The organism is Roseomonas sp. BN140053 (assembly GCF_047690175.1).
Taxonomy (GTDB): domain Bacteria; phylum Pseudomonadota; class Alphaproteobacteria; order Acetobacterales; family Acetobacteraceae; genus Roseomonas.
Window position 1 is genome coordinate 1 of the sequence record NZ_JBLLEB010000055.1, and the last position, 21,969, is coordinate 21,969.

Here is a 21,969-nt window from a genome sequence, read left to right on the forward strand (position 1 = left end):
TCGCTGCGGACCGCTACCGCCGCACCCATCCCGTGCTCTCCTCCACCTCAGAGAGCACCGAATCACAACACTCCGCCCTATGCCTCACACGAATGAGTCAGCATTTCGTGCGCCGGGTATTAGTCGTTGGCCTGCCGCAGCGCCCCGCAGACGGCATCGGTGACCTGCTGCGTAGTGGCCTTGCCGCCGAGGTCGGGCGTGTGCAGTGCCGGATCGGCTGTGACGCGCTCCACGCACCGCATCAGGCGCTCGGCGGCGGGCTTTTCGCCCAGGTGCTCCAGCATCATCACCGTCGTCCAGAAGGTAGCGACCGGGTTCGCGATACCCTTGCCGGTGATGTCGAAGGCTGAGCCGTGGATCGGCTCGAACATCGAGGGTGCATCACGCTCGGGGTTGATGTTTGCGGTCGGCGCGATGCCCAGCGAGCCGGCCAGCGCTGCGGCAAGGTCTGACAGAATGTCGGCGTGCAGGTTAGTGGCGACGATAGTATCCAGCGTTTGTGGCTTGAGCACCATCCGCATGGTCATTGCATCCACCAGCATCTTGTCCCAGGTCACATCGGGGAACTCAGCACCGACCTCGGCCGCGATCTCGTCCCACATCACCATGGCGTGGCGCTGGGCGTTGGACTTGGTGACGACTGTCAGCAGCTTGCGCGGGCGGGAGTGGGCCAGCCTGAAGGCGTAGCGGATGATGCGCTGCACCCCGGCGCGGGTCATGACGGAAACGTCCTGCGCCACCTCGATCGGCAGGCCCCTGTGGACGCGGCCACCGACGCCGGAATACTCGCCCTCGGAGTTCTCCCGCACGATCACCCAGTCAAGCTCTGGGCCGGACACGTGGCGCAGTGGGCTGGTTATGCCCGGGAGGATGCGGGTCGGGCGAACATTGGCGTACTGGTCCAGTGGCTGGCAGATGGCCAAGCGCAGCCCCCAGAGGGTGATATGGTCCGGAAGGTCGGGCGCACCGACAGCGCCGAACAGGATGGCGTCGAAGGCGCGGAGTTGCTCGGCGCCGTCCGCCGGCATCATCACGCCGTGGCGGCGGTAGTGCTCCGATCCCCAGTCGAAATTCTGGAACTCCAGCGCGAATTCACCATCGCGCTCGGCGCACGTTCTAAGGACCTGGACCCCAGCCCTGACCACCTCGGGCCCGATCCCGTCGCCGCCCACGGCGGCAATCCGGTGTGTACGCATGCGTTCTTCCCATTTTGTGGCACGTTCCGCCTCCGGCGGGGTAGGCCACGCCAGCGCAACATGCTGCTCAGTGGTCTGGAACCAAAGTTACTTTCTTTCTGGTGGAATTCACATGTCGAGTGGAGAGACCGCCAAGGAATAGGCAGTTCTCCTTGCCACAATCAACATCTGGCCACCAATCGTCACCGGCCTCTTCAATGCAGTCACGCCAGCACTGCGCCCGCGGCCCTGTTGGTTGTCCAGGTCGAACTCCGCATGCACCCCACGCCGTCGGTCTGGCATGGGGGCTGGAAAATCAAGTGAGTGCGTTCACGCTTGCTGCCGACCTATTGAGCGTGCGTCCTCAGCATGTAGACACTACCCGCCGCTGGCTACGGATTGGGCGACGATAGGGCGGTAGCGCGCAATTTCACTCGCTGTGAACCGGGCGAGTTCGTCTGGGCCGCCGTACTCAATACGAGTTGCCGAATCAGAAAGGGCCCGCTTCACCTCAGGATCCTCCAGGCAGCGCTGGGCAGCTCGAGAAATTGCTCCCGTCACCTCCGGAGAGAGACCGGCCGGGCCGTAAATGCCGAACCACGAGTTGAAGACAATCGTTGGATATCCGGATTCGGTCATCGTTGGCAGATGAGGCAGCCAAGGCGAGCGCGTGATGCCCGTCGTCGCTAGCGCGATCAACGCACCAGATTCTATGTGCGGCTTGAGGGTGAGAAAGGGGTAGAAACTTAGCGCGACCACGCCGGAGAGTAGATCAGAAAAGAGCTGGGCGTTATTGTAAGGCACATGCACCATGCTGACATTGGCAGAGGCTTTGAGCGCTTCGCCTGCGAGGTGCGCGCTGGATCCGGCCCCTGGAGAGCCGAAATTCAGCTTGTCTGGGTTACTCCGAGCATAGCTAATCAGTTCGTCCACGGTACGTGCGGGCACGCGTGGGTTGATAACCAGCACGGCATCCTGGCTCGCGAGACGCGCGATGGGAGTGAAGTCGCGGATGGGATCGTAGCGGATGTCGCGGTAGAAGCTGATGTTCACGGCTTGCGTCTGGTTTGTGCCAAAGAGCAGAGCGTAGCCGTCAGGCCGGCTGTGTGAGACGTACTCCGTGCCAATCATACCGCTCGCACCGGGACGGTTTTCCACAATAATGCGCTGACCGAGAATGGTGCCCATTCGCTCAGCGATTTGGCGAGCTAGCAGATCCGTGCCGGTGCCAGCTCCATAGGCGACAACAAGCGTGATAGGCCGTAGCGGATAAGTCTGGGCCCGGGCACGATCTGTGCCGACGACCGCGAGCGGCAAACCTACCGCAAGATGCCCGAGGTGGCGACGCGTCAATGACATGCTTGGTTCCTCCCATCCGGTGCGTGCCGCTCTCATGGCGGCTGTTTGATTTTCAGCCCGGCGTTGGTTTTAGACTGAGCCGGACCTGCGCAACCCCCGTGATCTCTCCATCACGGGCAACGACGATGATCACCGCTACCTTCCCCAGCAGGGCATTGTCTGGCGCCTGCACGCTACCAGGGACCTAAACCCTGCTCGCAAGCTGCCGGCGAGTATCCGAGTCCGAGAGAGCACTCTGGACGTAGGGCGATAAGGTCATGGTCAAGGCATTCCAGCTGCGGCCTAGTCCTTACCGCTCGGTTCAGCAGTGCCATGACGCGGTCTGGAGGTGGTGATAGGCATCGCTGACAAGATCCCCTCTCAAGTGTGCGAGTACAGCGCTCGGCCCGGCACTTCCATGCGTGCCCGCATCACCGAGCCGGACGATGCCTCCAGAATGAAGAGGTCGCGGCGATCCGGTCCGCCATAAGCGATGTTCGTCACCGCTTTGCCGCTGCAGGAGCGAATGCGCAGCCGTGGTTCGCCCTCTGGAGAGAAAAGCCAAACGGTGCCGTTGCGCGCATGCACGACGGCAAGGTTGCCTGCCTCGTCCAGCGCCAGTCCGTCGGGTCCGAGGCCACCGCTAAGCTGGATAAACAGCTCGACTTGCCGCTCGGCGGCGTCCCCGCTGACAGGAAAGCGCCATACGGCATTACCCCGCGTCATCCCAACCACCAGGTTGCGCTGCTCGTGATCCAGTACCAAACCATTCGGCGTAGGCGCGTGACCGATCAGAAGTTCCGCCGAGCCACCATCAGGCTGGACACGGTAGACTCGGCCGGTCGGATCGCCGAGGTGGCTGCGACCTGGATCTGTGAGATACAATGAGCCATCGGGGCCGAAAAACAGGTCGTTAAGGCCGCGGAAGCGCTCGGCATTGGGGCGTGTAACATAGGGACGGACCACCCGCTCGACGGGGTCCATCACCAGAAGCCCATGCTCTCGGTCGGCCAGGAAGATGCGACCGTCCCGGTGGATCTTCAGGCCGTTAGGCTCACCCTCGTACTGCGCGGCCAGCGTCCAACGGCCCGCTGGATCGATGCGGAACAATCGCCCATGCGGAATATCTGTGCACCAGAGATGGCCCTCCCGGTCAAAAGCGGGCCCTTCTAGGAAGGAATGGATCGCCCCTGCCCCGCCCGGACGAGTGCGTTCCCAGAAACTCGGCTCCCCGCGCCAGCGCAGTTCTGGAGGCAGTACAGTGAATAGTTCAGCGTTGACCTCGCGCGGAGGGGCATAGAGCGACACGTCAGTGGTGCCGTATTACGGCGAGGTGGCCGGTGCGAGCGTCACGCATTGAGCTCACTCCGGAGTGCTCGCAGGGCGTTGGCGAGGATCAACGTAGTATTGAAGCAAAGCATGTTTGCTCCCTTGCTCGATAGTTCTCGCGCCTGTGCGGCCGAGCGCGCGATGGTCGCGAATGCGGGGCCATTCGGGATCGCCTGAAGTTCCATGGAGATCGCGGCGACTGCGTGAGACACCTCCGGATGCGCGGCATCACCGAGATGACCCATAGAGGCAGCAAGGTCATTCGGTCCGACGAAAAGGGCATCGATCCCCTCTACACGTGCGATCGCGCTAACCTCGGTGAGCGCCTCTGCATCCTCAACCATGACGATCACTGCGGTACGGCTGGCCTGCTCGCGCAGCATAGTCGGAGCGTCGCCTGTACCGTGACGGGCGGCGCGGGACAGCGTGCTGATGCCACGCCTGCCGAGCGGCGGGTAATAGGCGTGCTGCACGATACGTTTCGCTGCTTCTACGTTCGTGACATGCGGTACTAGGATGCCATCCGCTCCGGCATCAAGAACATGCAGGATGTCGTCCGCTCCGCCCCGCGGCACCCGCACGAGTGCCGCGATCCCCGACGCTGCAGCGGCGCGCAGCATGTGCTCCAGTGTCTCCAGACCGGTTGCGCCATGCTCAGTGTCGATGATCACGAAGTCAAAGCCTGAGTAGCCCGCCAATTCCACCACCACTGGGGACGGAACGCCCACGAAGAAGCCATGCAGGGGCTTATCGGCGCGCAGCCGTGCCTTGAACGTCAGCTTGTCCTTCATGTCCTGTTCTTTCCCTCGTCCATCGAATCGTCACCCGAATGCGCTGGCGGAAATGAAGGGCGCGAGTAGTCACGGGCGCAGAGGTGGCCACCCTGATATCGCTCCGCGACAACATCGTTGCTCACAATACTGCCGAGAGCCTCGCTGTACTCGTCCGCGCTGTCCTGGGGCGCCCACCCGATCCGCTCGCGAGAGTCGCGACGCCACCACGTGCGGCTGTTGTTGGAGGAACCCCATATCAGCTCGCAGCCGACATCCTCCGCCTGCAGCCCGGCCACCGTCAGACGAGCAAGATCGGCATAAGAGAGCCAGCTCGACAGCATCCGACGGTCTTTTGGCTCTGGAAAGCCGGAACCAATGCGGATGGAGATACTCTCAACGCCGTGCTTGTACCAATAAAGCCGGCCCATCAACTCACCATAGGCCTTGGAGAGGCCGTAGTATGTATCTGGCCTTAGCTCACAATCCGCATCAAGCACCGAGGTGCGTTCGTGAAATCCGATGGCATGGTTGGAAGAAGCGAAGATCACCCTTGCCTTGGCGGCCCGTGCCGCTTCGTACACGTGGAAAAGCCCGGCAATGTTGGGGCCGAGCACTTCCTCGAACGGGCGCTCAGTAGAGACGCCGCCGAAGTGTACGATGGTGCTGCAGCCCCGCGCGACCTCAAGTACGGCTGCACGGTCGCACAGATCCACCTGCGCAAAGCGTGCTCCCAGCGGTAAAGGTCCGGGGAACGGTCGGATGTCGGTCAACACCAGGCCCCACCCCCTTTCGGCGAGTTCGGTGGCCAGCATGCTGCCGAGCGCGCCGGAGGCGCCCGTCAGCAGCACTGGCTTAGCCTGCGCGATGCCGTCGGCAGCGCTCACGCCGGCACAGGTCCCAGGGTTTCGACGCGATGCATACGGCGGCGGAGGTCACCGTAGTCGAAGAGTGCTAGATGCTGTGTTGCTCGGTTGTCCCAAATTAACAGGTCACCGACCCGCCAGCTGTGGCGGTACGTGAACTCTGGCCGACGGATATGTGTCCAAAGCTCATCCAGCAGCGTGTCGCTCTCGTCCAGTGGCAAACCGACAATGTGCGCGGTGTGGCCTTCAGTGACGAACAGGTTCTTGCGGCCGGTGACCGGGTGCACGGTGACCACCGGGTGTTCCACATCCGGCAACTCTGCTCTCTGAGCATCGGTCAACGGTGGCCGGCGGAGATCGCCCAGGCGCCGCTTCTTCTCGAGATGGTGCACAAAGCTGTGCACCGCTTTGCGGCCGGCGATTCGCCGCCGCAGTGAGTCCGGCAGTGCGTCGTACGCCTCGGCCGTACTAGCAAACAGTGTATCGCCGAGTGGCTGGCCGTCGCGGTGTGGTACTTCCAGCGCGTAAAGTGCAGTGTACATGTCAGGATGCAGCATATGGGTGCCATCGGCGTGCCACATAGCGCCTGCGTCCATCAGGCCAATGTTGCGCCCGTCCTCGACTATGTTGGAAATGACCATCATGTCAGGGTAGCCAGGCACGCAGAACGCGTTGGCACGGCTGTAAGATGACTTCTTAACAGGCCCAAGCCGCTCCATGAATTCGAGTTGCTCAGCCGGAGTTAGCTGTTGGTCGCGCACGACGACCACGCTGTAGCGGTGCAGTGCTTCCAGCACGAGGGTCACCGCTTCTGCCGTAACACCAGCACCTAGCTTGATTCCGGTAATTTCGGCTCCAAGGGCCGGCGCGAGGGCGCGCACTTCCCCTCCTTCTGCCGATGCAGGCCGTGTCAAGGTGGACGCGTAGGAGGCTGACATGCAGGCAAATCTCCCCAACCGGTATGTCCCGGATTATGGTATCGCTAACATTGAACGTTTATCGGTTCTGGAGGACCGACCGAAGCTTGATAGCGACTTTGAAATGGTAGCGCTACCATTTTTTTGGCATCGGTGGACTGTTGACCCTCACGCCTTTCCCATATTCGTGTGAGGACAACGCGACCTCAGGTACATTGCATGCCGCCAACGGACAGGCCGACTGTAGACAGCTCCCAAGGTCCGCCGAACCGGGCTGTGCGGATCACTGATGTCGCAGCAGCCGCAGGTGTGTCAGCTATCACTGTCTCCCGTGCATTGAACACGCCAGAACTGCTTTCTAAGATCACGCTGCGACGTGTGCGGGCCGCGGTGGAGCGGCTCGGCTACGTGCCGAACCTTACCGCAGGCGCGCTTTCTTCCCGTCGGTCACGCTTAGTAGTCGCCATCGTGCCTACCATCGGCAGCCCAATGTATGCAGAGACACTTCAGGCCTTCACCACAGCACTTTCCCAGGCCGGCTACCATGTCCTTCTAGGCTTAGGCGGCTTCGATGCCCGCGACGAAGAGCAGCTAATCACTGCACTACTTGGGCGCCAGCCGGACGGTCTGCTGCTGGTGGGCGCTGTACACTCCCCTGGCGCTCGGCGACGTTTGAGCCAGGCTGGCATACCAATCCTGGAAATCTGGGGCGATGTCACTGCTCAGGCTGAGATGCAAGTCGGCTTTAGCCATGCCGGAGTAGGAGAGGCTGTGGCTAACCATCTTTGTGACCGTGGCTACCGCAGTTTCGGAGTTGTCTCCTCTGACGATCTCCGCGCTCTTGAGCGGTTCGAGGGTTTCCGCCGCACGCTCGACATTCGGGGATGTGAGTTCGTTGCGCAGTGCTTGGTCGCGCCGCCAAGCACCATTCTGGAGGGCCGACGCGCTTTTGCCTCGATCCACGGCGGACTGCCCACAGGAGCAGCGGTGTTCTGCAGCTCTGACCTCCTCGCAGCCGGGCTGCTGATTGAGGCTTCGCTGCGAGGCGTGAGAGTCCCTCGCGACTTAGCCATCTGCGGCTTCGGTAATCTCGAAATTGGAAGGGCAATGGAGCCCGCACTCACGACGGTCAGCGTGGATGGTGCTGAGATGGGGCAGCTTGCAGCACGTTGCATGGTAGACCGGCTTGCTGGCAACAAGCTCCCACGTAGGATTTCTGTGCCTGTGGACATCGTTCAACGTGGAACAACCTGACGGCACAGTCGGGCTAGTGAGCTGATCACCGTACACTCACGGTTCACGCCATCAAGGGAGGATAATAATGAACGATTCTGATGGCACTGACCACGAATCGCGTGGCGCTGAGATCGCCGAGCTCCTGGTTGGTGCCGTGGATCTGCACTGCCATAGTGGCCCGGCGGCCATGCCGCGCATCCTAGACCATCATGACGACACCCAGGGCATAGCACTGACGAGAGAACCATGAGGCGGACAAAGCCTGCCCTTCCCTCTCTACCACCTCGCTACGACGGGGCTTTGTAGTCTCACCGTCCATGGGAGCACCATGGACGGGGTCCTAATGGCGCGCTGCAGCTGCAGCAGCGCTGCTACGCCAGACACGCCGGATCTCCTGTACCAAGGCGCGCCCGGCGGCCGAGGGTGGACGCTGTTCAAGGAACATCAACACGATGCGCCGGACCAGCACTGTGGAGTGCACAGGAAGCGCTCGCAACGACCCGCTTTCTATCTCCGCCTCGACTGCATGCAGCGGCAGCACGGCCAGGTGACAGCCGTGGCGGATCACTGACTTGGCAAACTGCACACTGGCACACTCGATCTGCGGCCGCGGCGTTTCGGCCCCCATCGACTGGAAGAACTGCTCCAGGCGCGCACGATGCGAGCTACCCCGAGCCATGACCACCCAGGGAAAACGCAGCAGATCGGTTGCGGTGATCTCGCTGCATTCCAGCAAGGGATGATCACGCGCAACGATAACGCTGACGCTATCGTCGAACAGGAACTGGCGCTTCAGCGCGATCTCGTTCTCCAGTCCCATGCCAAGACCGATCACGAAGTCGACCTCGCCACGGCGCAGGCGCGTAAGCAGTTCCAACGTCACATCCTCCGTCACGCGCACCTGCACCTCTGGCCGCTGTGCGCAGAACTTCGCAACCGCACGCGGCACCAAGCCGCTGCCGAGATCGAGTAGCACGCCCAACGCGATGCGGCTGTGCGTCTCGTCACGCAGGCGCGCGATCTCCGCCTGTGCTTGGAGGATCTCCGATCCGACCGCGCGTGCATGGGTGTAGAGCGCGGCTCCGAAGGGCGTCGGGCTGATCCCGTGAGCGAGGCGGTGGAGCAGCGTGACCGACAGTTCCGCCTCCAGCAATCGCACCGCTTTGCTGAGCGCGGCCTGGGAGATGTGCAGGCTGGCGGCGGCACCGCTCAGGCTTCCTTGGTCGATGATCTCGACGAAGTATCGCAGCCGGCGGGAGTCCAAGACCCATAACCTCCGGTTAAGCCCCGGGATCTTTCGGTGCTTGGTGCCATGGGGTCAAGCGGTGCCAGATCCCGGGTGAGACAGGCACCGCCGGCGCATGAAACCGGGCGGCCGCGGGAGGAGGACGGTATGGCGACCGCAGATATGCGGCGCGCGGCGGAGCACGACGCGCAGAAGGTCATCAACAGGTTCTTTCACTGCCTGGATGACGGACGATACGAGGAACTCTCCGACCTCATGGCCCCGGAAGGTATCTGGCACCGCCAGGGCAAGGAGTTGAAAGGCCCTGGCATGGTACTGGAGGCGATGAGGGCACGCCCTGCCAGCCTCGCCACGCGGCATGTCGTGACCAATCTGGTGGTCGATGCAAGGGCCGACGACCTCGTCGAGGCCGCATTCTACGTCACGGTCTACGGTCATTCCGGTGGCACGATCCCGGCGCCACTGGAGCTGCCGCTGCACGTCAGCTTGTACCGCGAGACGCTGACCGGGAGTGCGGACGGCTGGCACATCGCCGAGATCACCTCCTCGCCGACCTTCAAGCGCTGACAAGAGGACCCGGACATGAAGATTGCCAGCTTTTCGCGCTCGGGCCAGAAGGCCTCCTACGGTGTCGTCTCCGGCGATGGCCTGATCGACATGGGCTCACGCCTCGGCACGCAGCTACCGACGCTGCGAGCGGTGCTTGAGGCCGGCGCGCTGGGCGAGGTCGCGGCGGCCGCCCGCGATGCTCAGCCTGACGTGGAACTCGCCAACGTCATGCTGCTGCCGCCCATTCCAAATCCCGACAAGATTGTCTGCGCCGGCAAGAACTATCGCGGCCATGTCGCGGAGGGGGGCGCGAAGCTCCCGGAGTTTCCCAGCCTGTTCCTGCGCCTGGCTAACACTCTCGTGCCACACGGCGGTAACCTCGTGCGTTCGAAGCTATCTGGTGACTTCGACTATGAGGGCGAGCTTGCACTGATCATCGGCAAGCCGGGCCGTCACATCCTGGCAGCGGATGCGTTGAGCCATGTCGCGGGCTACTCGTGCTTCAACGACGCCACGATCCGCGACGTTCAGTTCAAGCACTCGCTCGCAGCGGGCAAGAACTTCCACGCGACGGGCGGCTTCGGGCCGTATTTCGTGACCGCCGACGAGGTCGGTGACCCCACGCAGTTGCACCTGGTCACACGTCTCAACGGCGAGCAGGTCCAGCACACACAGACCGACGACCTGATCTTCGATATTCCGACGCTGATCGCCTACACCTCCGGCTTTACGCCGCTGGTCGCTGGTGACGTGATCGCAACGGGCACGCCGGAGGGCGTCGGCTTCGCGCGCAAGCCGCCACTCTGGATGAAGGGTGGTGACGTCATCGAGGTCGAGATCTCTGGCGTTGGCACCCTCCGCAACCCCGTGATCGACGAGACATGAACTCAGTCTGCGTAAGCCCATCCGCCGGCGCTGTGCTCCGGCGGCAAGGATAAAAACAGGAGGAACAGCGATGCGTGATCTCACGAGGCGCAGTTTCGTGGCCGTGGCAGGTGTGCTCGCGGCTCCGGCGATACGTGCGCAGAACGCCTACCCCGACCGAACCATCACCATGATCCTGCCTTTCGCGCCGGGTGGCCCCTCCGACCTCGTAGGGCGATTGGTGGCGCAGAAATTGGAGGTGGTGCTGGGCAGACCCGTCGTGGTGGAGAACCGTCCAGGCGCCGGCGGTACCATTGCCTCCGCCTATGTGGCACGGGCTGCTCCAGATGGCTACACGCTGATGTTCGCGACATCCTCGACGCAGGCCATCGCACCAGCGCTGTACCGGAATCTGTCTTACGACCCGATCCGCGCCTTCGCCCCGATCTCACAAGTTTCGCTTTCCCCGCTCATGATGCTGGCAAATCCGTCGCTGCCGGTGACCTCGGTCCAGGAGCTGATCGCTTACGGCAAGGCCAATCCAGGCAAGCTGAACTACGGCTCGGCCGGCAACGGCACGCCGGCGCATCTCTCCATGGTGGTGTTCAACCGCATGGTGGGCATTGAGGCGGTGCACGTACCCTATCGCAGCGGCGGCGAGGCGGTGTCGGCCGCGCTGCAAGGCCAGGTCCAGTATCTGCTCGACGCTGCCGTCTCTTCCAGCAGCCATATCCAGGCTGGCACGCTCCGCGCGCTGGCGGTCTGCAGCGAGAACCGCAGCAAGCTGTTTCCGCAAATTCCCACCGTCATCGAGTCCGGCGTGCCTGGGTACACAGCCGTGAGTTGGGGGGGCTTGGTCGCACCGGCCGGCACACCGCCGGCAGTGGTCGAACGTCTGCACCAAGCGGTTCGTCAGGCGTTGGTGATACCTGACCTGATCGCAAGCTTTGCGCGCACGGACACTATTGCCGTCGATAGCGACCCCGAGACCTTCGCCACCACCATCGCGCGCGAGGCGCAAACCTGGCGCGGCGTAATCGCCGAACTCCGCCTGGCATTGAGCTGAGAGGAAGGGTTCATGAGCACGCTGCGCCGCCGACAGGCCCTTGCTGTTCTGAGCCTGCTCCCCGTACCGCGCTTCGCGTGGGCGCAGGACTATCCATCGCGTCCGATCACCGTGATCATGCCCTTCGCCCCTGGAGGTCCGGCCGACGTGATCGGCCGGCTTGTTTCGCAGCGGATGGGGAGTGTGCTCGGACAACCTCTGGTCATTGAGAACCGTGCCGGTGCCGGCGGCACCGTCGCCACGGCCTATGTCGCGCGGGCTGCGCCAGATGGCTACACGCTGCTCTTCGCGACATCGTCGACGCAGGCGATTGCGCCGGCGCTGTACCGTAACCTCTCCTATGATCCCGTCGCCTCCTTCGCGCCGATCACGGAGGTCGCGACCACCACCAGCTTGGTGCTGGTAAGTGGGGGGTTGCCGATCCATTCGATGCAGGAGCTGCTAGCCTATGCCAAGGCGCATCCCGGCGAACTGAACTACGGCTCCGCTGGCAATGGCACACCGTCGCATCTTGGGATGGCGAGCTTCGCGCGCATGGCCGGGATTTTGATCGTCCATGTTCCGTATCGCAGCGGGGGCGAGGCCCTCGGCGCATTGCAACAGGGCCAGATCCAGTTGCTGCAGGACAGTGTTTTCACGTCCTTCCGCCTGGTCGAGGCCGGCGTCGCACGGGCGGTCGCGGCAGCGAGTGAGCAGCGCCTCATGGCGCTGCCGGATGTACCGACACTCGCCGAGGTCGGCTTTCCCAGCCACATGATGGGCACCTGGAACGGCTTCATGGCGCCTGCCAATACGCCTGCACCAGTGATTGCCCGTGTCCACGACGCGGTAGTCGAGGTACTGGCGGTTCCCGAGGTGAAGGAGGTCTTCCGTCGCTTCGACACGCGCATCGTTGGCAGCACACCAGAGGAATTTGCTGCCAAGTCAGCGCGGGAGCTGGAGCGCTGGCGTAGCCTAGTCGCTGACCTCGCGATCCGGGTGGAGTAGCTGGTGGGGCGGAGCTTGAAAGATCAAGCGCCCCATGTCCGCAGGGTCGTGAACCGCCAGGTCGTGCTCGGACTGAGTCGCGCGGAAGCGATCAAGCGCGCGGTACTGGCGGGAGCAGGCGTAGCCTTCGTCGAGGCAACAGCGGTCCGCGACGAGGTGGCACGCGGCGGGCATGGCGGCGCTGCCCAGCACGGCCAGCTCGACCAGCGGCCCGCGGGTGATCACGAAGCCACCGACATGGGTGGCGAGGTGGCGGGGGAAGTCCTGGATCTCCTCCGCGAGCTCCAGACACATCGCCAGTCGGCGATCCGCCACGTCCAGCCCCGCGGCCGCGGCGAGCTCGGCGAGGCCCTTCTCCCGCCCCGGCCCCCAGCTCGCCCAGCCCCATGGCCTTGCTCACCTCGCGGATGGCCGAGCGGGCACGGAAGCGGATCACGGCGGCCACGATCGCCGCCCGGTCGCGGCCGTAGACGTACTGGATCACCTCCTCGCGGCGCTCGTGCTCGAAGTCGAGATCGATGTCGGGCGGCTCGCCGCGCGAGGCCGAGACGAAGCGCTCGAACAGCAGGTCGTGCTTGCTCGGGTCCACCGCCGTGACGCCGAGCACGAGCACACGGCCGAGTTGGCGGCCGAGCCCCGCCCTTGGCACAGGATGCCGCGCCCGCGGGCGAAACCCACGACGTCGGCCACGGTGAGGAAGTAGGGCGCGAAGCTCAGCTGCTCGATCAGGGTGAGTTCGTGGGTAAGCGTGGCCTGGATGCTGGCCGGGACACCGCGGGGCCAGCGCTCGGCGGCCGCCGCCTCCACCCGCGAGGCCAAGGTCTGCTGCTTTGTAAAGGTTCGCAAGCCAGAGAGGTCTGCCCCAAAAATGTGTGCGTCCAATCGCTACTGCTGCAAACCGGGTTCGAGCACTCGGTCCTAACTCGCCCCTGTCTCGACGTGATCATCGGACCGCATCTTCCAGGGACACCGGAGTGGGCTGTGCTGCAGCGAGGAGGATCACTCCAAAGGGCTGATCCTGTTCCATACGCAGAGTGCCACCGCGGGCGAGTTCGAGGCCGGCGAGCAGGGTGCTGGCCAGGGCGGCGCGGCCCTTGAGTGGCGCATCCGGAGTGTCAGCTGGCAGCTCGGGCAGAAAGCGCGCCAGTTCCCACGCAGGGCCGCCCTCTCCGGCCGCCCCTACCTCGCCCAGCAGGTGCCGCAGCCGTTGTATCGCGTCAGACACTCGCCACAGCTCGAGCGGGCTTGGCCGGTAGGGTGCCACCTCAGGCGCGCGTGGCCCGTCCCGCCCCTCCAGCAGCGCCAGGGTGGCTTCCAGGAAGCCCAGCAGCAACTCCGCCTGCGGCCGTGGTCGCTGCTCCGCCTGCCCACGCCCGAACACCGCTTGGTCCAACTGCGGCCGGTCCAGCAGCCACGCCGCGGCCGCCCGGGTACCCGCAACCTGCTCCAACTGCGCCAGCCGCTGGCTCGCCTCGGCGTCGGCCGCGGCCGCCACCTCCGGCGTGGGTGGTGCCAGCAGCTGCGCCTTGAGCCGCACCAGCTCGGCCGCCAGCACCAGCCAGTCGCTCCGCCGCTCGATCGCGATCCGCTCGGCATCGCTCTCGATCGCCGCCACCAGCTGCCCGGTCAGCGTCACGATCGACACTCGGCCCAGGTCGACCCGGTGCCGGCGCACCATTTCCAGCAGGAAGTCCAGCGGGCCCTCGAACCCCGCCACGCTCAGCCGCGGTGTCCCCTGCCCGCCTGCGCTGGCAGCGTTGGTCTGGGGCTCGTCCTCTTCCCCAGCCGCGCCCGGCTCAGCCATCGCCGTAGTGCGGCACCAGCTCGAGATGCAGCTCAGGCCAGTTCCGCCGGAGCCGCAGCAGCGCCCGCCAGGGTGACCAGTCGGCCGACCAGAACTCGATCACCAGCTCCTCCGTCCGCCGATGCCGCCCGTCCAGCGACCCGGCCACGGTGCTAACCCGGCGCAGCGCCCGCGTGGTGCCCCACTGCGCCCATAGCCAGGCGCGGCTGGCCGGGTCGTCGGGGCCGAGCGCCAGCACCGCGGCTGGCACCGGCAGCAGCCGGTGCAGGTCCAGCGGGCAGTGTCGCCCGCCCCGGGCGAGGTGCTCCAGCTCGCGGGCGTGCTGCGCCGCCACCGCCTCGCGCAGCCGGCGCGCCAGCAGCCGGGCACCGGTGAAGCTGATGGCCCGCTCGCCGTCGGCCGGCGCTGCCAGGGGCAGGAACCAGTCCTCCTCCAGCCGGTCGAGGTCCAGCGTCCAGGGGATCACCCCCGGTCCCGCCGCCGCGGCCCGGAAGCTCGCCATCGCCTCGGCCGGCCCGCGCACCGTCAGCGTGTGACGCAGCCAGTCCGTGTGCGCCGGCGCCAGTACCTCCGGAGTGGATGCCAGCACTTCAGCGGCCAGCGCCACTCCCCTGCCCTCCCCCGCTGCCACCAGCGCTTCGGGCCTCACAGGTCCAGCAGCCGGGCCGGGCTGTCGCGGGTGATGCGGGCACGGCGGCGGTAGCCCTGCGTGGTGGCCAGGCTCTTCTGCCGGGCGTGGTGCATCACCTGCTCGTCCAGCGCACCCTTCAGGTAGGCCTCGGTGATGAACCCCGCCCGCAGCCCGTGCGGGCTCAGCCGCTCCGTCTCGTCCACGGTGAGTCGGGCCAGCTCCGCCCGCCGGCGCAGGATCTTCCACACCCCCTGCGGGCTGAGCCGGTCTTCCAAGGCACCGCCAGGGCTGAGGCGGCGAAACACCGGCCCCCACTCGATGCGGGTCCGCTTGAGCCACGCCTCCATGGCCCGCACCGGGCAGGAGAGCGGGTTCAGCCCGCGCGGGATGCCCACGGTGGCGCCCTCGGCCTCCTGGTCGCGCTTGGAGCGCGGGATGAACACGGTCATCCCCTCGGCCGTGAAGCGCAGGTGCTCGCGGTCGATCGCTACCAGCTCGGAGCGTCGCAGCGCGCCGGCGAAGCCCAGCAGCAGCAGCGCGCGGTCGCGGTGGCCGGCCACGTCGCTGTCGCAGGCCGCGAGCAGGCGCTTGACCTCGACCGAGGTGAGGGCGGCGGCCGGACGGGCAGGCTTGCCGTGGCTGGCGAGGATGCCGCGCAGGGTGGCCGCGATCGCGGGATGCCGTGTTTCCCAGGGGTGGCCGGCCTGGCGGTGCTGGTGGGCGATGGCGGCCAACCGACGGCGCAGTCCGGCGCGGCCCAGCGTCGTGGCCAGGCTGGCGAGGTGGCCGGCGACCACCACCGGGGCGGCCGGCAGCGGGGCGATGCCGCCCGCCGCGCACCAGGTGGAGAAGGCGCGCCAGTCGCTGGCGTAGGCACGGCGTGTGTTGTCGGAGAGTGCGCGGCCAGCGTAGCCGGCGGCCTGTGCCACCGCCTCGCCCACCGGCCCCGAGAGCACGGCCAGCGCCTCGGGCGGCAGCACGTCCTGGACCAAGCGCTGCAGCGCGGGCGGCAGCGGCGGGTGTTCGGAGCTGTCGGGCGGTGTCACCGCCCGCCCCTCCCCTGCTCGCCGCAGGAAAGCCGAGCCCGTGCAGGCTCCCACACCGTGATGACCTGCACTGCCCCGAAGCCCCCTGCCCTCTGCGACCCGCCGGATCGGCACCCCCGCGCCGGCTTCCGCAGCCAGCAACAGTGTGCCGGGAGGCGACGGATTAGGGCAAGTAGGGAAGCCCGGAGCAATGGGCACGATAATGAGGGATTATCGGGCCTAGTGGCTGCCGTAGGAGGTGTATGTAGCGCGTCCTGGCACCCTGATGCTTGGCGATTGATTTGTTTGTGCCGCGGCTGGGAAGAGCCAAGGTCATAAGCGCTGCTCAGTCCCAGGAGAGCGCCAAGTCGCTTAGGAACAATGCGTCGCCTTCCCTGTGTGTTTGCGTTCCCAAGTGCGTGGCTACTGAGGAACGTACCACCGTCTGACGTATGACGGTCCTCCCAATTGTCCGACGGGTCATGCAGGTGCTTACGGTGGCGTTGATGGTGCCTCCTACGGCCCTCAGTACCGAGTGATGTCGGATGGTATTTTGGTCAGTTGGTCGTTCTGTCAGACGAATTGAGCGATCTTACGGGTAAGCCTCTGTATGAATGTAGTTCCGTCTTACGTATGACGGTCAATCCGGCTCTCCGTTTAACGTCGCTGCCAGCTACCTGCGGTGGCGTTGGTGGCAGCTCCCACGGTCCGGAGGACCGAGTGCTGTCCTACGGTATGCCGGTCAGTCCGTCGTTCGGCTCGACGAGGCGGTCGATCTTCTTGGTCTGCCTCACTACGAATGTAGTCCCGACGTACGTATGACGGTCAATCCGGTACTCCGTCGGACGGTTCGGGCAGCTACCTGCGATGGTGTAGGTGGCAGCTCCCGCTACCTGGGAGGCCGAGTAACGTCCTACGGTACGTCGGTCAGTCAGGCGTCCCGCCCGACGACGCGGTCAATCTTCTTGGTCAACCTCACTACGACTGTAGTTCCGTCGTACGTATGACGGTCTATCCGGTCTACCGTCTGACGGCCCGGGCAGCTGCCTGGAACGGCGTTACTGGCAGCTGTCATCTTCCATAAGACCGATCAACGTCATACGGTATCTTGGTCACTCGATATTTCGGTCTGACCAGGCATACGCGACACGCATCGTACCGAGCAATTGTCGTACGGTAGTTCCGTAGGACGGTACGATAGGGGCCTTTGGGTAGTATCAGTCGTACGTACGTCGCTTGCGGGTTCCCTTCAGGTCAGCGTCTGGGACTTGATACCCGGCCTCGGAGAACACGCGGGCGATAAGTCGGCGAAGTCCGCCTTCAGGCTCGGCAGCCTGAGCCAGCATCTTAGCGAAAGGCTTTGACGCCTTGAAGGACATCATCAGGGCTGGCTCGGCCCTCGGCACTGCGACTGGTGCCAGCGGGGGGGGCGGCGCAGGTTCGGCTTCGGCAGCCACAAGCGGTGCTGCCGGTGTAGTCGGGATCAATGTCGCAGCAAGCGGGCCGATGCTTGCGGCGATCTCGGCGCTGCTCGGACGCGGAATCACCGGACCAGGGTCGGCGATCTTCTTAGGCTTGAAACCGCTCATGCTGCCACCTTCGCCGGTGCGGCCGGTACGGCACCGAGGCCGATCATTTCCTTGATGATTCCCATGGCCTGCTCACCGACTTTCCCAGAGGTCGGCACTTTGCCGGTGAGCGAGAGCTTCCCGAAGTCGGACAGGTCGCTGAGGTGTTGCTCGATGAGCGGCAACCCAGCCTCGGTTAGGTCGGCGCCTACCGCCCGCTCCACCAAGCCACGTGGGTTCCAGCGTGAGCGGACAATACGGAACGGGATCTCTCGTCTCCCTGCCTTACCGAAGGCTTGTACCTGCCTTGCTGTCCGCATGGCCTCTACTGCGCTCGCCCGGTCGGGCATAATCGGAATAAGCACTAGGTCAGCGGTTCCAGCAGCGAAAGCTGCGGTGGTGTTACCGAAGCCTGCAGTGTCAATCAGAACTACGTCGTAGCTCTCCGCCCTACCTTGTGCGGCGTCGACGATCTCTTCGTGTCGAATCTCGCAGAAGCAGTTGATCTCGGGGCCCTCATAGAGCTGGTGCCACTGGTGGTAGGAGGCGTTTGGGTCAGCGTCGATGACGGCCACCCGGTAGCCGGCAGCGGCTAGGTTTCCGGAGAGCAAGGTGACGAGTGACGTCTTTGAACACCCCCCCTTTCCGGACGCCACCGTAACTATATGACCCACTTCGCTCTCCATCTTCCGGTATGACGGTACTAGAGTAGTACTATGAACACGTCGGACCAACGTACCCGTCAGCTAGGTCTTTCGACAAGACGTGTCTTACCGTCGATCGCCGGTATCGGTGGCCAGAAGCGTCGAATAATTAGTCTGACCAGCGTACAACAGTACCGTCATACCATCAGCTAGCGCGTTTCGTGAGACTCTCACTTTGGCTGGACGGCTAAGCGAACCAAATGCAGCACCAACAGGCTCGTACTGCGTCACGCCCAGCGCGACTACAATCGTCCCTAGCCACGCTTATCGGCTTGCGATTCCGCAGTTCCTCCGACCAGCCGAGTCGCAAGCACGATATCCACAAGCGGCCGCGTTTCCCCTTGGACTGTGGTGGCGCGCTTCCTGGACTCTGGTGGCGCGACTCCAGCTTATCCCCTGGACTCTGGTGGCGAATCTAATAGCTAGGAACAAATAACCTTCGATTAGATCGCGCCACCAGAGTCCAAGTTGACGCCGGGGATACTACCCGGCCAGTTATGCCCCATGGCCGAGATCCACCAGATGATCTTGCGGCATGGCATCGAAGAAGCCCGCCGCCTCGCTGCGAGCCGTCACGAACGGGCAGTGGTGGAAGCTGCCTACCAAGTTCTCGGCGAGGAGAACGAAGGGATCGGCTACACACACTCGGCCTTCGCCATGACATCGTTACCACACAAGGAGCCTCACGAAGGCAAGTGGGTGAGGGAAGGCCACAATCTAACGCTCGTGCTGCAGTCCGGCGTCGACCGACAGGGCAATGAGGTGGGGCTGCCCTATGGTTCCTATGCGCGTTTTATTCTGCTGTTCCTGCAATCTGAGGCCGTCCGGACACGGTCGCCAGAGATCGAGCTAGGCCGCAGCATGCAAGTCTGGCTGGGCCGCATGGGCCTTTCGATAGGCGGAAAGAGCTACAAGCTCGTTAAGGAGCAGGCAAAAAGGATTTCTGTCTGTCGACTGACCTTCTTCGGCGGTTACGGCGACGCCGAACTGTTGAGGAACGGCGGTTTCGTTGAGGGCGCGATCACCATGTCCGGCACACCGGACCAACCTTCGCTCTGGAACGACCGGGTAAAACTGGACGAGGCGTTCTACCGAGCCCTCTGCGAGCACCCGGTACCGGTCAGCGAAACCGCGCTACAGGCAATCGGCCCGCGGTCGATGGCCCTTGATGTCTACATCTGGCTTGTTTACCGCTTGCATGCCCTGAAGCGAGACACCGACGTCAGCTGGGCTGCGCTCTATGCGCAATTTGGTTCCGGCTTCAAGCGCATCCGAGCCTTTCGAGCTCAGTTCCACGAAAGCCTAGAGCTGGCACTCGCCACCTACCCGGAAGCTCAGGTCAGCGTGGACGATAAGGGGCTTACCCTTCGTCCCTCCCGACCAGCGATCGCCAAACAGCTCTGATCCTACTTACCCAGCCATACCACTGATCCGCTACTACCCGCCACCAGAGTCCAAGCCAGAGGCACTGGAACGCGGCTGGGAGCGCGCGATCGCCTGACAGCGGCCGTCTGAGTAGACAAACGTCTCATTGGACTTGGACTCTGGTGGCGCCCCACCACCCCGTGACGGGGAAAAACACGCTTGAGCCGTCTCACATCAACCTTCAGCCAAAAGGCGTGCAGGTCGCATCTACTTCAGTCTTGCGGGGGCGGTAGCTGCTGGGGCTGTGGGGAGGTGGCCATCCTTCCCCTCTCCTCCATCGCCCCTAGACGTCGGGCGAGGTCGGCCATGGAAACCGCTGCGGCGGAGGTGGCGGCTGCGGCCGCGGCGCCTTGCGCCTTAGCGATCACCACCTCCTCGCGCAGTTCGAGGGCATCGAGGCGCCTCTGCATCTCGGCGATCTGGTCCGTCAGCCGCTCGAGCGCTTTGCCGTGCTTCTCCTGTACCTCGAACGCCCGGTCGACGCGCTGCGCGATCTTCCAAAGGCCAGGAATGGGGTTGAAGGCCAAGAAGGCGTCAGCCGGCCAGCTTCCGGAGCACCCGATCGGCCGTGGCCTCGGCTTCGTCCAGGCGACCGTCCCAGCTGCGGACCATGCGATCTAGGCTGGCCTGCGTGCGCTGGAGAGCGGCGGTGCCAGAGACGCCCTCCTTTACCGTCGTTCGCGGAGACTGATGTTTAGCTACGATGAAGCGCCCCGAGCTAGCCTCTCGCCCGGCTTGAACCGTCCTCGTTTCGGAACCCTTGCCGGTCGGCTTCGTGGCCATTCGTGCCTCCTGGTGACCCAAATGTAGGATGAGGCGGTGGCGAATGAACAGGCGCGACTGTGGAGTCCTGCCCTTGGAGGAACGCATGAGCGACCGGGAAGAGATAATCCGCAGCGTGCAGGAGGGCTTGGACGCCATCGTCTACTGGAAGGAGGCGCCCGACGACCGGCTAGCCGCCCTACACGCGGTCATGGTGGCCGCCCGCCTGATCATCCGCACGCGCGAGCCGATCGAGGCGATCCAGGCCATGTTGGTGGAAAGGCTGGAGGGCTTTTCCAAGGCTTGACGCTTGGCGCGGCTGCTTGCGGCGTAGCGCAAGGTCGGGCGGCTGCCCTTAGCATATCTCGAAGGTGTAGGGGCCGCTGGCGCCTCGAGACGGGTTGAACGGGCTGAAAGCCGAAGCGCTCCGCCACGAGGCTGTGCCAGTCGACTGCGGAAAGTCTGGAAAGGGTCGGACGCAGCTGAAGACTGGAGTTGGTACAGATAGGCCAGCTCTTCAGGCATCCTCATCCAACGCATTGAGGTCGACCTGCTGGATAGAGAACCAGATCGGCTCAGGGCTGCGGGCCGCTGTGCGCAGGATCGGCTTGGCAGCAGCCAGCAGGTCCTCCAGCGAGCGGAACGGGTTCACCGCCTCCTCGCCGTCACTGGTCCGCATCAGCAGGGCATAGCCCATCTTGCCGGCCCGTGTTGCAGGTGCCGGAGCAGGAGCCCGTGAAGCCCCTTTGCTGCTACCTGAGCGCGGAGTGGGCTGCATGGCCGGCCGCACGGGCTGCGGCTCCGGTGTTGTCGGTGAGGGCGGGGGAGGGGCGGCTTTCGCCGCCACTGGCTTTGCTCGGGGAACAGCTGTTGCTGCCGGCTCCTCCACTGGGCTTGATGCGGGCTCGACCGGTTCCGCGAAGAGGTCCGTCGGGGCAGCTTCCACTCGACTGTGGGTGGGCTTGGCTTCGGCTGGAGCAGCTATGGGTGCGGCGCCGTTCGGCTCCGGACCGTCTTGCCGACGTAGCCTGGCCAGGATGGCGTAGATGTTGGCCGGCGTGCAGCCATAGGCCGCAGCCACCTCGGCCACCTTCTGCCCCTCCACCTCGACCCGCTGCCGAATGGCCGCATGTTCCTCCCGCGGGATCCTCGCCACCTGCCCTCTCCACCCTCAAGGCACGGGCCGCCCTGCCCAACACGCGATCGGCCCGGCCCACGCCCGCATACCGGGACGCACTCTCAAATTCAAATTTGAATCCCTGGTCGCTCACCCCGGGTGTTCTCAGGCTGGGCTGGTTCTGGGGATGGTCCGGGAGGAAACCTGGAGAGCGCCGCCCCATCTTCCCGGCATGACGCTGGTCGCCGGGACCCCCGATGGCTGAGGCCGCGCTCGCCGCCCCGACCGAGGCGCTGGCCGGCCTGGTGGAGCGGGTCACCTTCCACAATGCCGAGAACGGCTTCTGCGTGCTGCGCGTCAAGGCGCGCGGCCACAAGGACCTCGTCACCGTGGTGGGCCATGCCGCCACCATCGCCGCCGGCGAGTGGGTGCAGCTCTCCGGCAGCTGGAGCAACGACCGTACCCACTGTCAACGCCGACCGGATTCTCCTCAGAAGTGCCGAAGTAAATTTCCCCAGGTGCTGGGTGGTCAGGTGGCGTTCGGCTCTGCAGGTCGGGCCTTGGGAGGTCTGCCTCGCCGGCGCGGCGGT

At 64.5% G+C, this 21,969-nt stretch carries 21 protein-coding genes and 3 pseudogenes; 8 read left to right on the plus strand and 16 right to left on the minus strand.

Annotated features, from left to right (window positions below):
• Window positions 1–119 precede the first annotated feature (119 nt).
• From ACLIBK_RS24045 to ACLIBK_RS24070, 6 genes are all read right to left on the minus strand, one after another.
• The gene (locus tag ACLIBK_RS24045; protein ID WP_415389843.1) at window positions 120–1,196 is read right to left on the minus strand and encodes a tartrate dehydrogenase; all 1,077 of its coding nucleotides are present in this window, start codon (window positions 1,194–1,196) and stop codon (window positions 120–122) included.
• A 357-nt stretch (window positions 1,197–1,553) separates the two neighbouring features.
• Window positions 1,554–2,534 carry a Bug family tripartite tricarboxylate transporter substrate binding protein gene (locus tag ACLIBK_RS24050; protein WP_415389844.1) on the minus strand — a complete coding sequence of 327 codons (981 nt, stop codon included), beginning with the start codon at window positions 2,532–2,534 and terminating at the stop codon, window positions 1,554–1,556.
• A 360-nt stretch (window positions 2,535–2,894) separates the two neighbouring features.
• Window positions 2,895–3,821 carry an SMP-30/gluconolactonase/LRE family protein gene (locus tag ACLIBK_RS24055; RefSeq protein ID WP_415389845.1) on the minus strand — a complete coding sequence of 309 codons (927 nt, stop codon included), beginning with the start codon at window positions 3,819–3,821 and terminating at the stop codon, window positions 2,895–2,897.
• Between the two features lie 41 nt (window positions 3,822–3,862).
• Window positions 3,863–4,633, minus strand: coding sequence for an HpcH/HpaI aldolase family protein (locus tag ACLIBK_RS24060; RefSeq protein WP_415389846.1), 771 nt, complete (start codon window positions 4,631–4,633; stop codon window positions 3,863–3,865).
• Window positions 4,630–5,499: an NAD-dependent epimerase/dehydratase family protein gene (locus ACLIBK_RS24065; protein WP_415389847.1), complete on the minus strand. Its 870-nt coding sequence runs from the start codon at window positions 5,497–5,499 to the stop codon at window positions 4,630–4,632. Before ACLIBK_RS24065 ends, ACLIBK_RS24060 begins: the two co-directional genes overlap by 4 nt.
• On the minus strand, window positions 5,496–6,359 hold the full coding sequence (locus ACLIBK_RS24070) for a TauD/TfdA dioxygenase family protein (RefSeq protein ID WP_415389848.1): 864 nt from the start codon (window positions 6,357–6,359) through the stop codon (window positions 5,496–5,498). The genes ACLIBK_RS24065 and ACLIBK_RS24070 overlap by 4 nt, the downstream gene beginning before the upstream one ends.
• Window positions 6,360–6,671: 312 nt before the next feature.
• On the opposite strand from ACLIBK_RS24070, the gene ACLIBK_RS24075 reads away from it, so the two are divergent.
• On the plus strand, window positions 6,672–7,649 hold the full coding sequence (locus ACLIBK_RS24075) for a LacI family DNA-binding transcriptional regulator (protein WP_415389849.1): 978 nt from the start codon (window positions 6,672–6,674) through the stop codon (window positions 7,647–7,649).
• 322 nt (window positions 7,650–7,971) lie between these two features.
• On the opposite strand, the gene ACLIBK_RS24080 is transcribed toward ACLIBK_RS24075, so the two are convergent.
• Window positions 7,972–8,895 carry a LysR family transcriptional regulator gene (locus ACLIBK_RS24080; RefSeq protein WP_415389850.1) on the minus strand — a complete coding sequence of 308 codons (924 nt, stop codon included), beginning with the start codon at window positions 8,893–8,895 and terminating at the stop codon, window positions 7,972–7,974.
• Window positions 8,896–9,024: 129 nt separating this feature from the next.
• On the opposite strand from ACLIBK_RS24080, the gene ACLIBK_RS24085 reads away from it, so the two are divergent.
• The 4 genes from ACLIBK_RS24085 to ACLIBK_RS24100 all read left to right on the plus strand — a co-directional run bounded on the left by ACLIBK_RS24085 (window position 9,025) and on the right by ACLIBK_RS24100 (window position 12,343).
• Window positions 9,025–9,444, plus strand: coding sequence for a nuclear transport factor 2 family protein (locus tag ACLIBK_RS24085; RefSeq protein WP_415389851.1), 420 nt, complete (start codon window positions 9,025–9,027; stop codon window positions 9,442–9,444).
• A 15-nt stretch (window positions 9,445–9,459) separates the two neighbouring features.
• On the plus strand, window positions 9,460–10,311 hold the full coding sequence (locus tag ACLIBK_RS24090) for a fumarylacetoacetate hydrolase family protein (RefSeq protein WP_415389852.1): 852 nt from the start codon (window positions 9,460–9,462) through the stop codon (window positions 10,309–10,311).
• Window positions 10,312–10,381: 70 nt separating this feature from the next.
• Window positions 10,382–11,356 carry a Bug family tripartite tricarboxylate transporter substrate binding protein gene (locus ACLIBK_RS24095; protein ID WP_415389853.1) on the plus strand — a complete coding sequence of 325 codons (975 nt, stop codon included), beginning with the start codon at window positions 10,382–10,384 and terminating at the stop codon, window positions 11,354–11,356.
• A gap of 12 nt (window positions 11,357–11,368) precedes the next feature.
• The gene (locus ACLIBK_RS24100) at window positions 11,369–12,343 is read left to right on the plus strand and encodes a Bug family tripartite tricarboxylate transporter substrate binding protein (protein WP_415389854.1); all 975 of its coding nucleotides are present in this window, start codon (window positions 11,369–11,371) and stop codon (window positions 12,341–12,343) included.
• Here the strand turns inward: ACLIBK_RS24100 and ACLIBK_RS24105 are convergent.
• The 7 genes and pseudogenes from ACLIBK_RS24105 to ACLIBK_RS24135 all read right to left on the minus strand — a co-directional run.
• Window positions 12,311–12,679: pseudogene (locus ACLIBK_RS24105) on the minus strand (hypothetical protein); the annotation flags it as partial. The gene ACLIBK_RS24100 and the pseudogene ACLIBK_RS24105 overlap by 33 nt on opposite strands.
• Window positions 12,680–12,782: 103 nt before the next feature.
• Window positions 12,783–13,150: pseudogene (locus tag ACLIBK_RS24110) on the minus strand (error-prone DNA polymerase); the annotation flags it as partial.
• 136 nt (window positions 13,151–13,286) lie between these two features.
• Window positions 13,287–14,060 carry a segregation and condensation protein A gene (locus tag ACLIBK_RS24115; RefSeq protein ID WP_415389855.1) on the minus strand — a complete coding sequence of 258 codons (774 nt, stop codon included), beginning with the start codon at window positions 14,058–14,060 and terminating at the stop codon, window positions 13,287–13,289.
• A 79-nt stretch (window positions 14,061–14,139) separates the two neighbouring features.
• Window positions 14,140–14,754: a hypothetical protein gene (locus ACLIBK_RS24120; protein ID WP_415389856.1), complete on the minus strand. Its 615-nt coding sequence runs from the start codon at window positions 14,752–14,754 to the stop codon at window positions 14,140–14,142.
• A 38-nt stretch (window positions 14,755–14,792) separates the two neighbouring features.
• The gene (locus tag ACLIBK_RS24125) at window positions 14,793–15,824 is read right to left on the minus strand and encodes a tyrosine-type recombinase/integrase (protein ID WP_415389857.1); all 1,032 of its coding nucleotides are present in this window, start codon (window positions 15,822–15,824) and stop codon (window positions 14,793–14,795) included.
• Between the two features lie 1,196 nt (window positions 15,825–17,020).
• On the minus strand, window positions 17,021–17,392 hold the full coding sequence (locus ACLIBK_RS24130; protein ID WP_415389858.1) for a hypothetical protein: 372 nt from the start codon (window positions 17,390–17,392) through the stop codon (window positions 17,021–17,023).
• On the minus strand, window positions 17,389–18,057 hold the full coding sequence (locus ACLIBK_RS24135) for a ParA family protein (RefSeq protein ID WP_415389859.1): 669 nt from the start codon (window positions 18,055–18,057) through the stop codon (window positions 17,389–17,391). The genes ACLIBK_RS24130 and ACLIBK_RS24135 overlap by 4 nt, the downstream gene beginning before the upstream one ends.
• Window positions 18,058–18,579: 522 nt before the next feature.
• Between ACLIBK_RS24135 and ACLIBK_RS24140 the strand changes: the two genes are divergently transcribed.
• Window positions 18,580–19,479, plus strand: a complete 900-nt coding sequence (locus tag ACLIBK_RS24140; protein WP_415389860.1) for a replication protein RepA — start codon at window positions 18,580–18,582, stop codon at window positions 19,477–19,479.
• Window positions 19,480–19,712: 233 nt separating this feature from the next.
• Here the strand turns inward: ACLIBK_RS24140 and ACLIBK_RS24145 are convergent, their stop codons facing one another.
• Window positions 19,713–20,027: a hypothetical protein gene (locus tag ACLIBK_RS24145; RefSeq protein ID WP_415389861.1), complete on the minus strand. Its 315-nt coding sequence runs from the start codon at window positions 20,025–20,027 to the stop codon at window positions 19,713–19,715.
• A gap of 341 nt (window positions 20,028–20,368) precedes the next feature.
• Here ACLIBK_RS24145 and ACLIBK_RS24150 point away from each other — a divergent pair, with 341 nt between their 5' ends.
• A complete protein-coding gene (locus ACLIBK_RS24150) occupies window positions 20,369–20,569 on the plus strand; it encodes a hypothetical protein (protein WP_415389862.1) in 201 nt (66 codons plus the stop codon).
• Between the two features lie 210 nt (window positions 20,570–20,779).
• Here ACLIBK_RS24150 and ACLIBK_RS24155 read toward each other — a convergent pair whose 3' ends face one another.
• Window positions 20,780–20,959 (minus strand): hypothetical protein, encoded by a 180-nt coding sequence (locus tag ACLIBK_RS24155; protein ID WP_415389863.1) that lies wholly within the window; start codon window positions 20,957–20,959, stop codon window positions 20,780–20,782.
• Window positions 20,960–21,636: 677 nt separating this feature from the next.
• Between ACLIBK_RS24155 and ACLIBK_RS24160 the strand changes: the two are divergent.
• Window positions 21,637–21,969: pseudogene (locus tag ACLIBK_RS24160) on the plus strand (hypothetical protein); the annotation flags it as partial.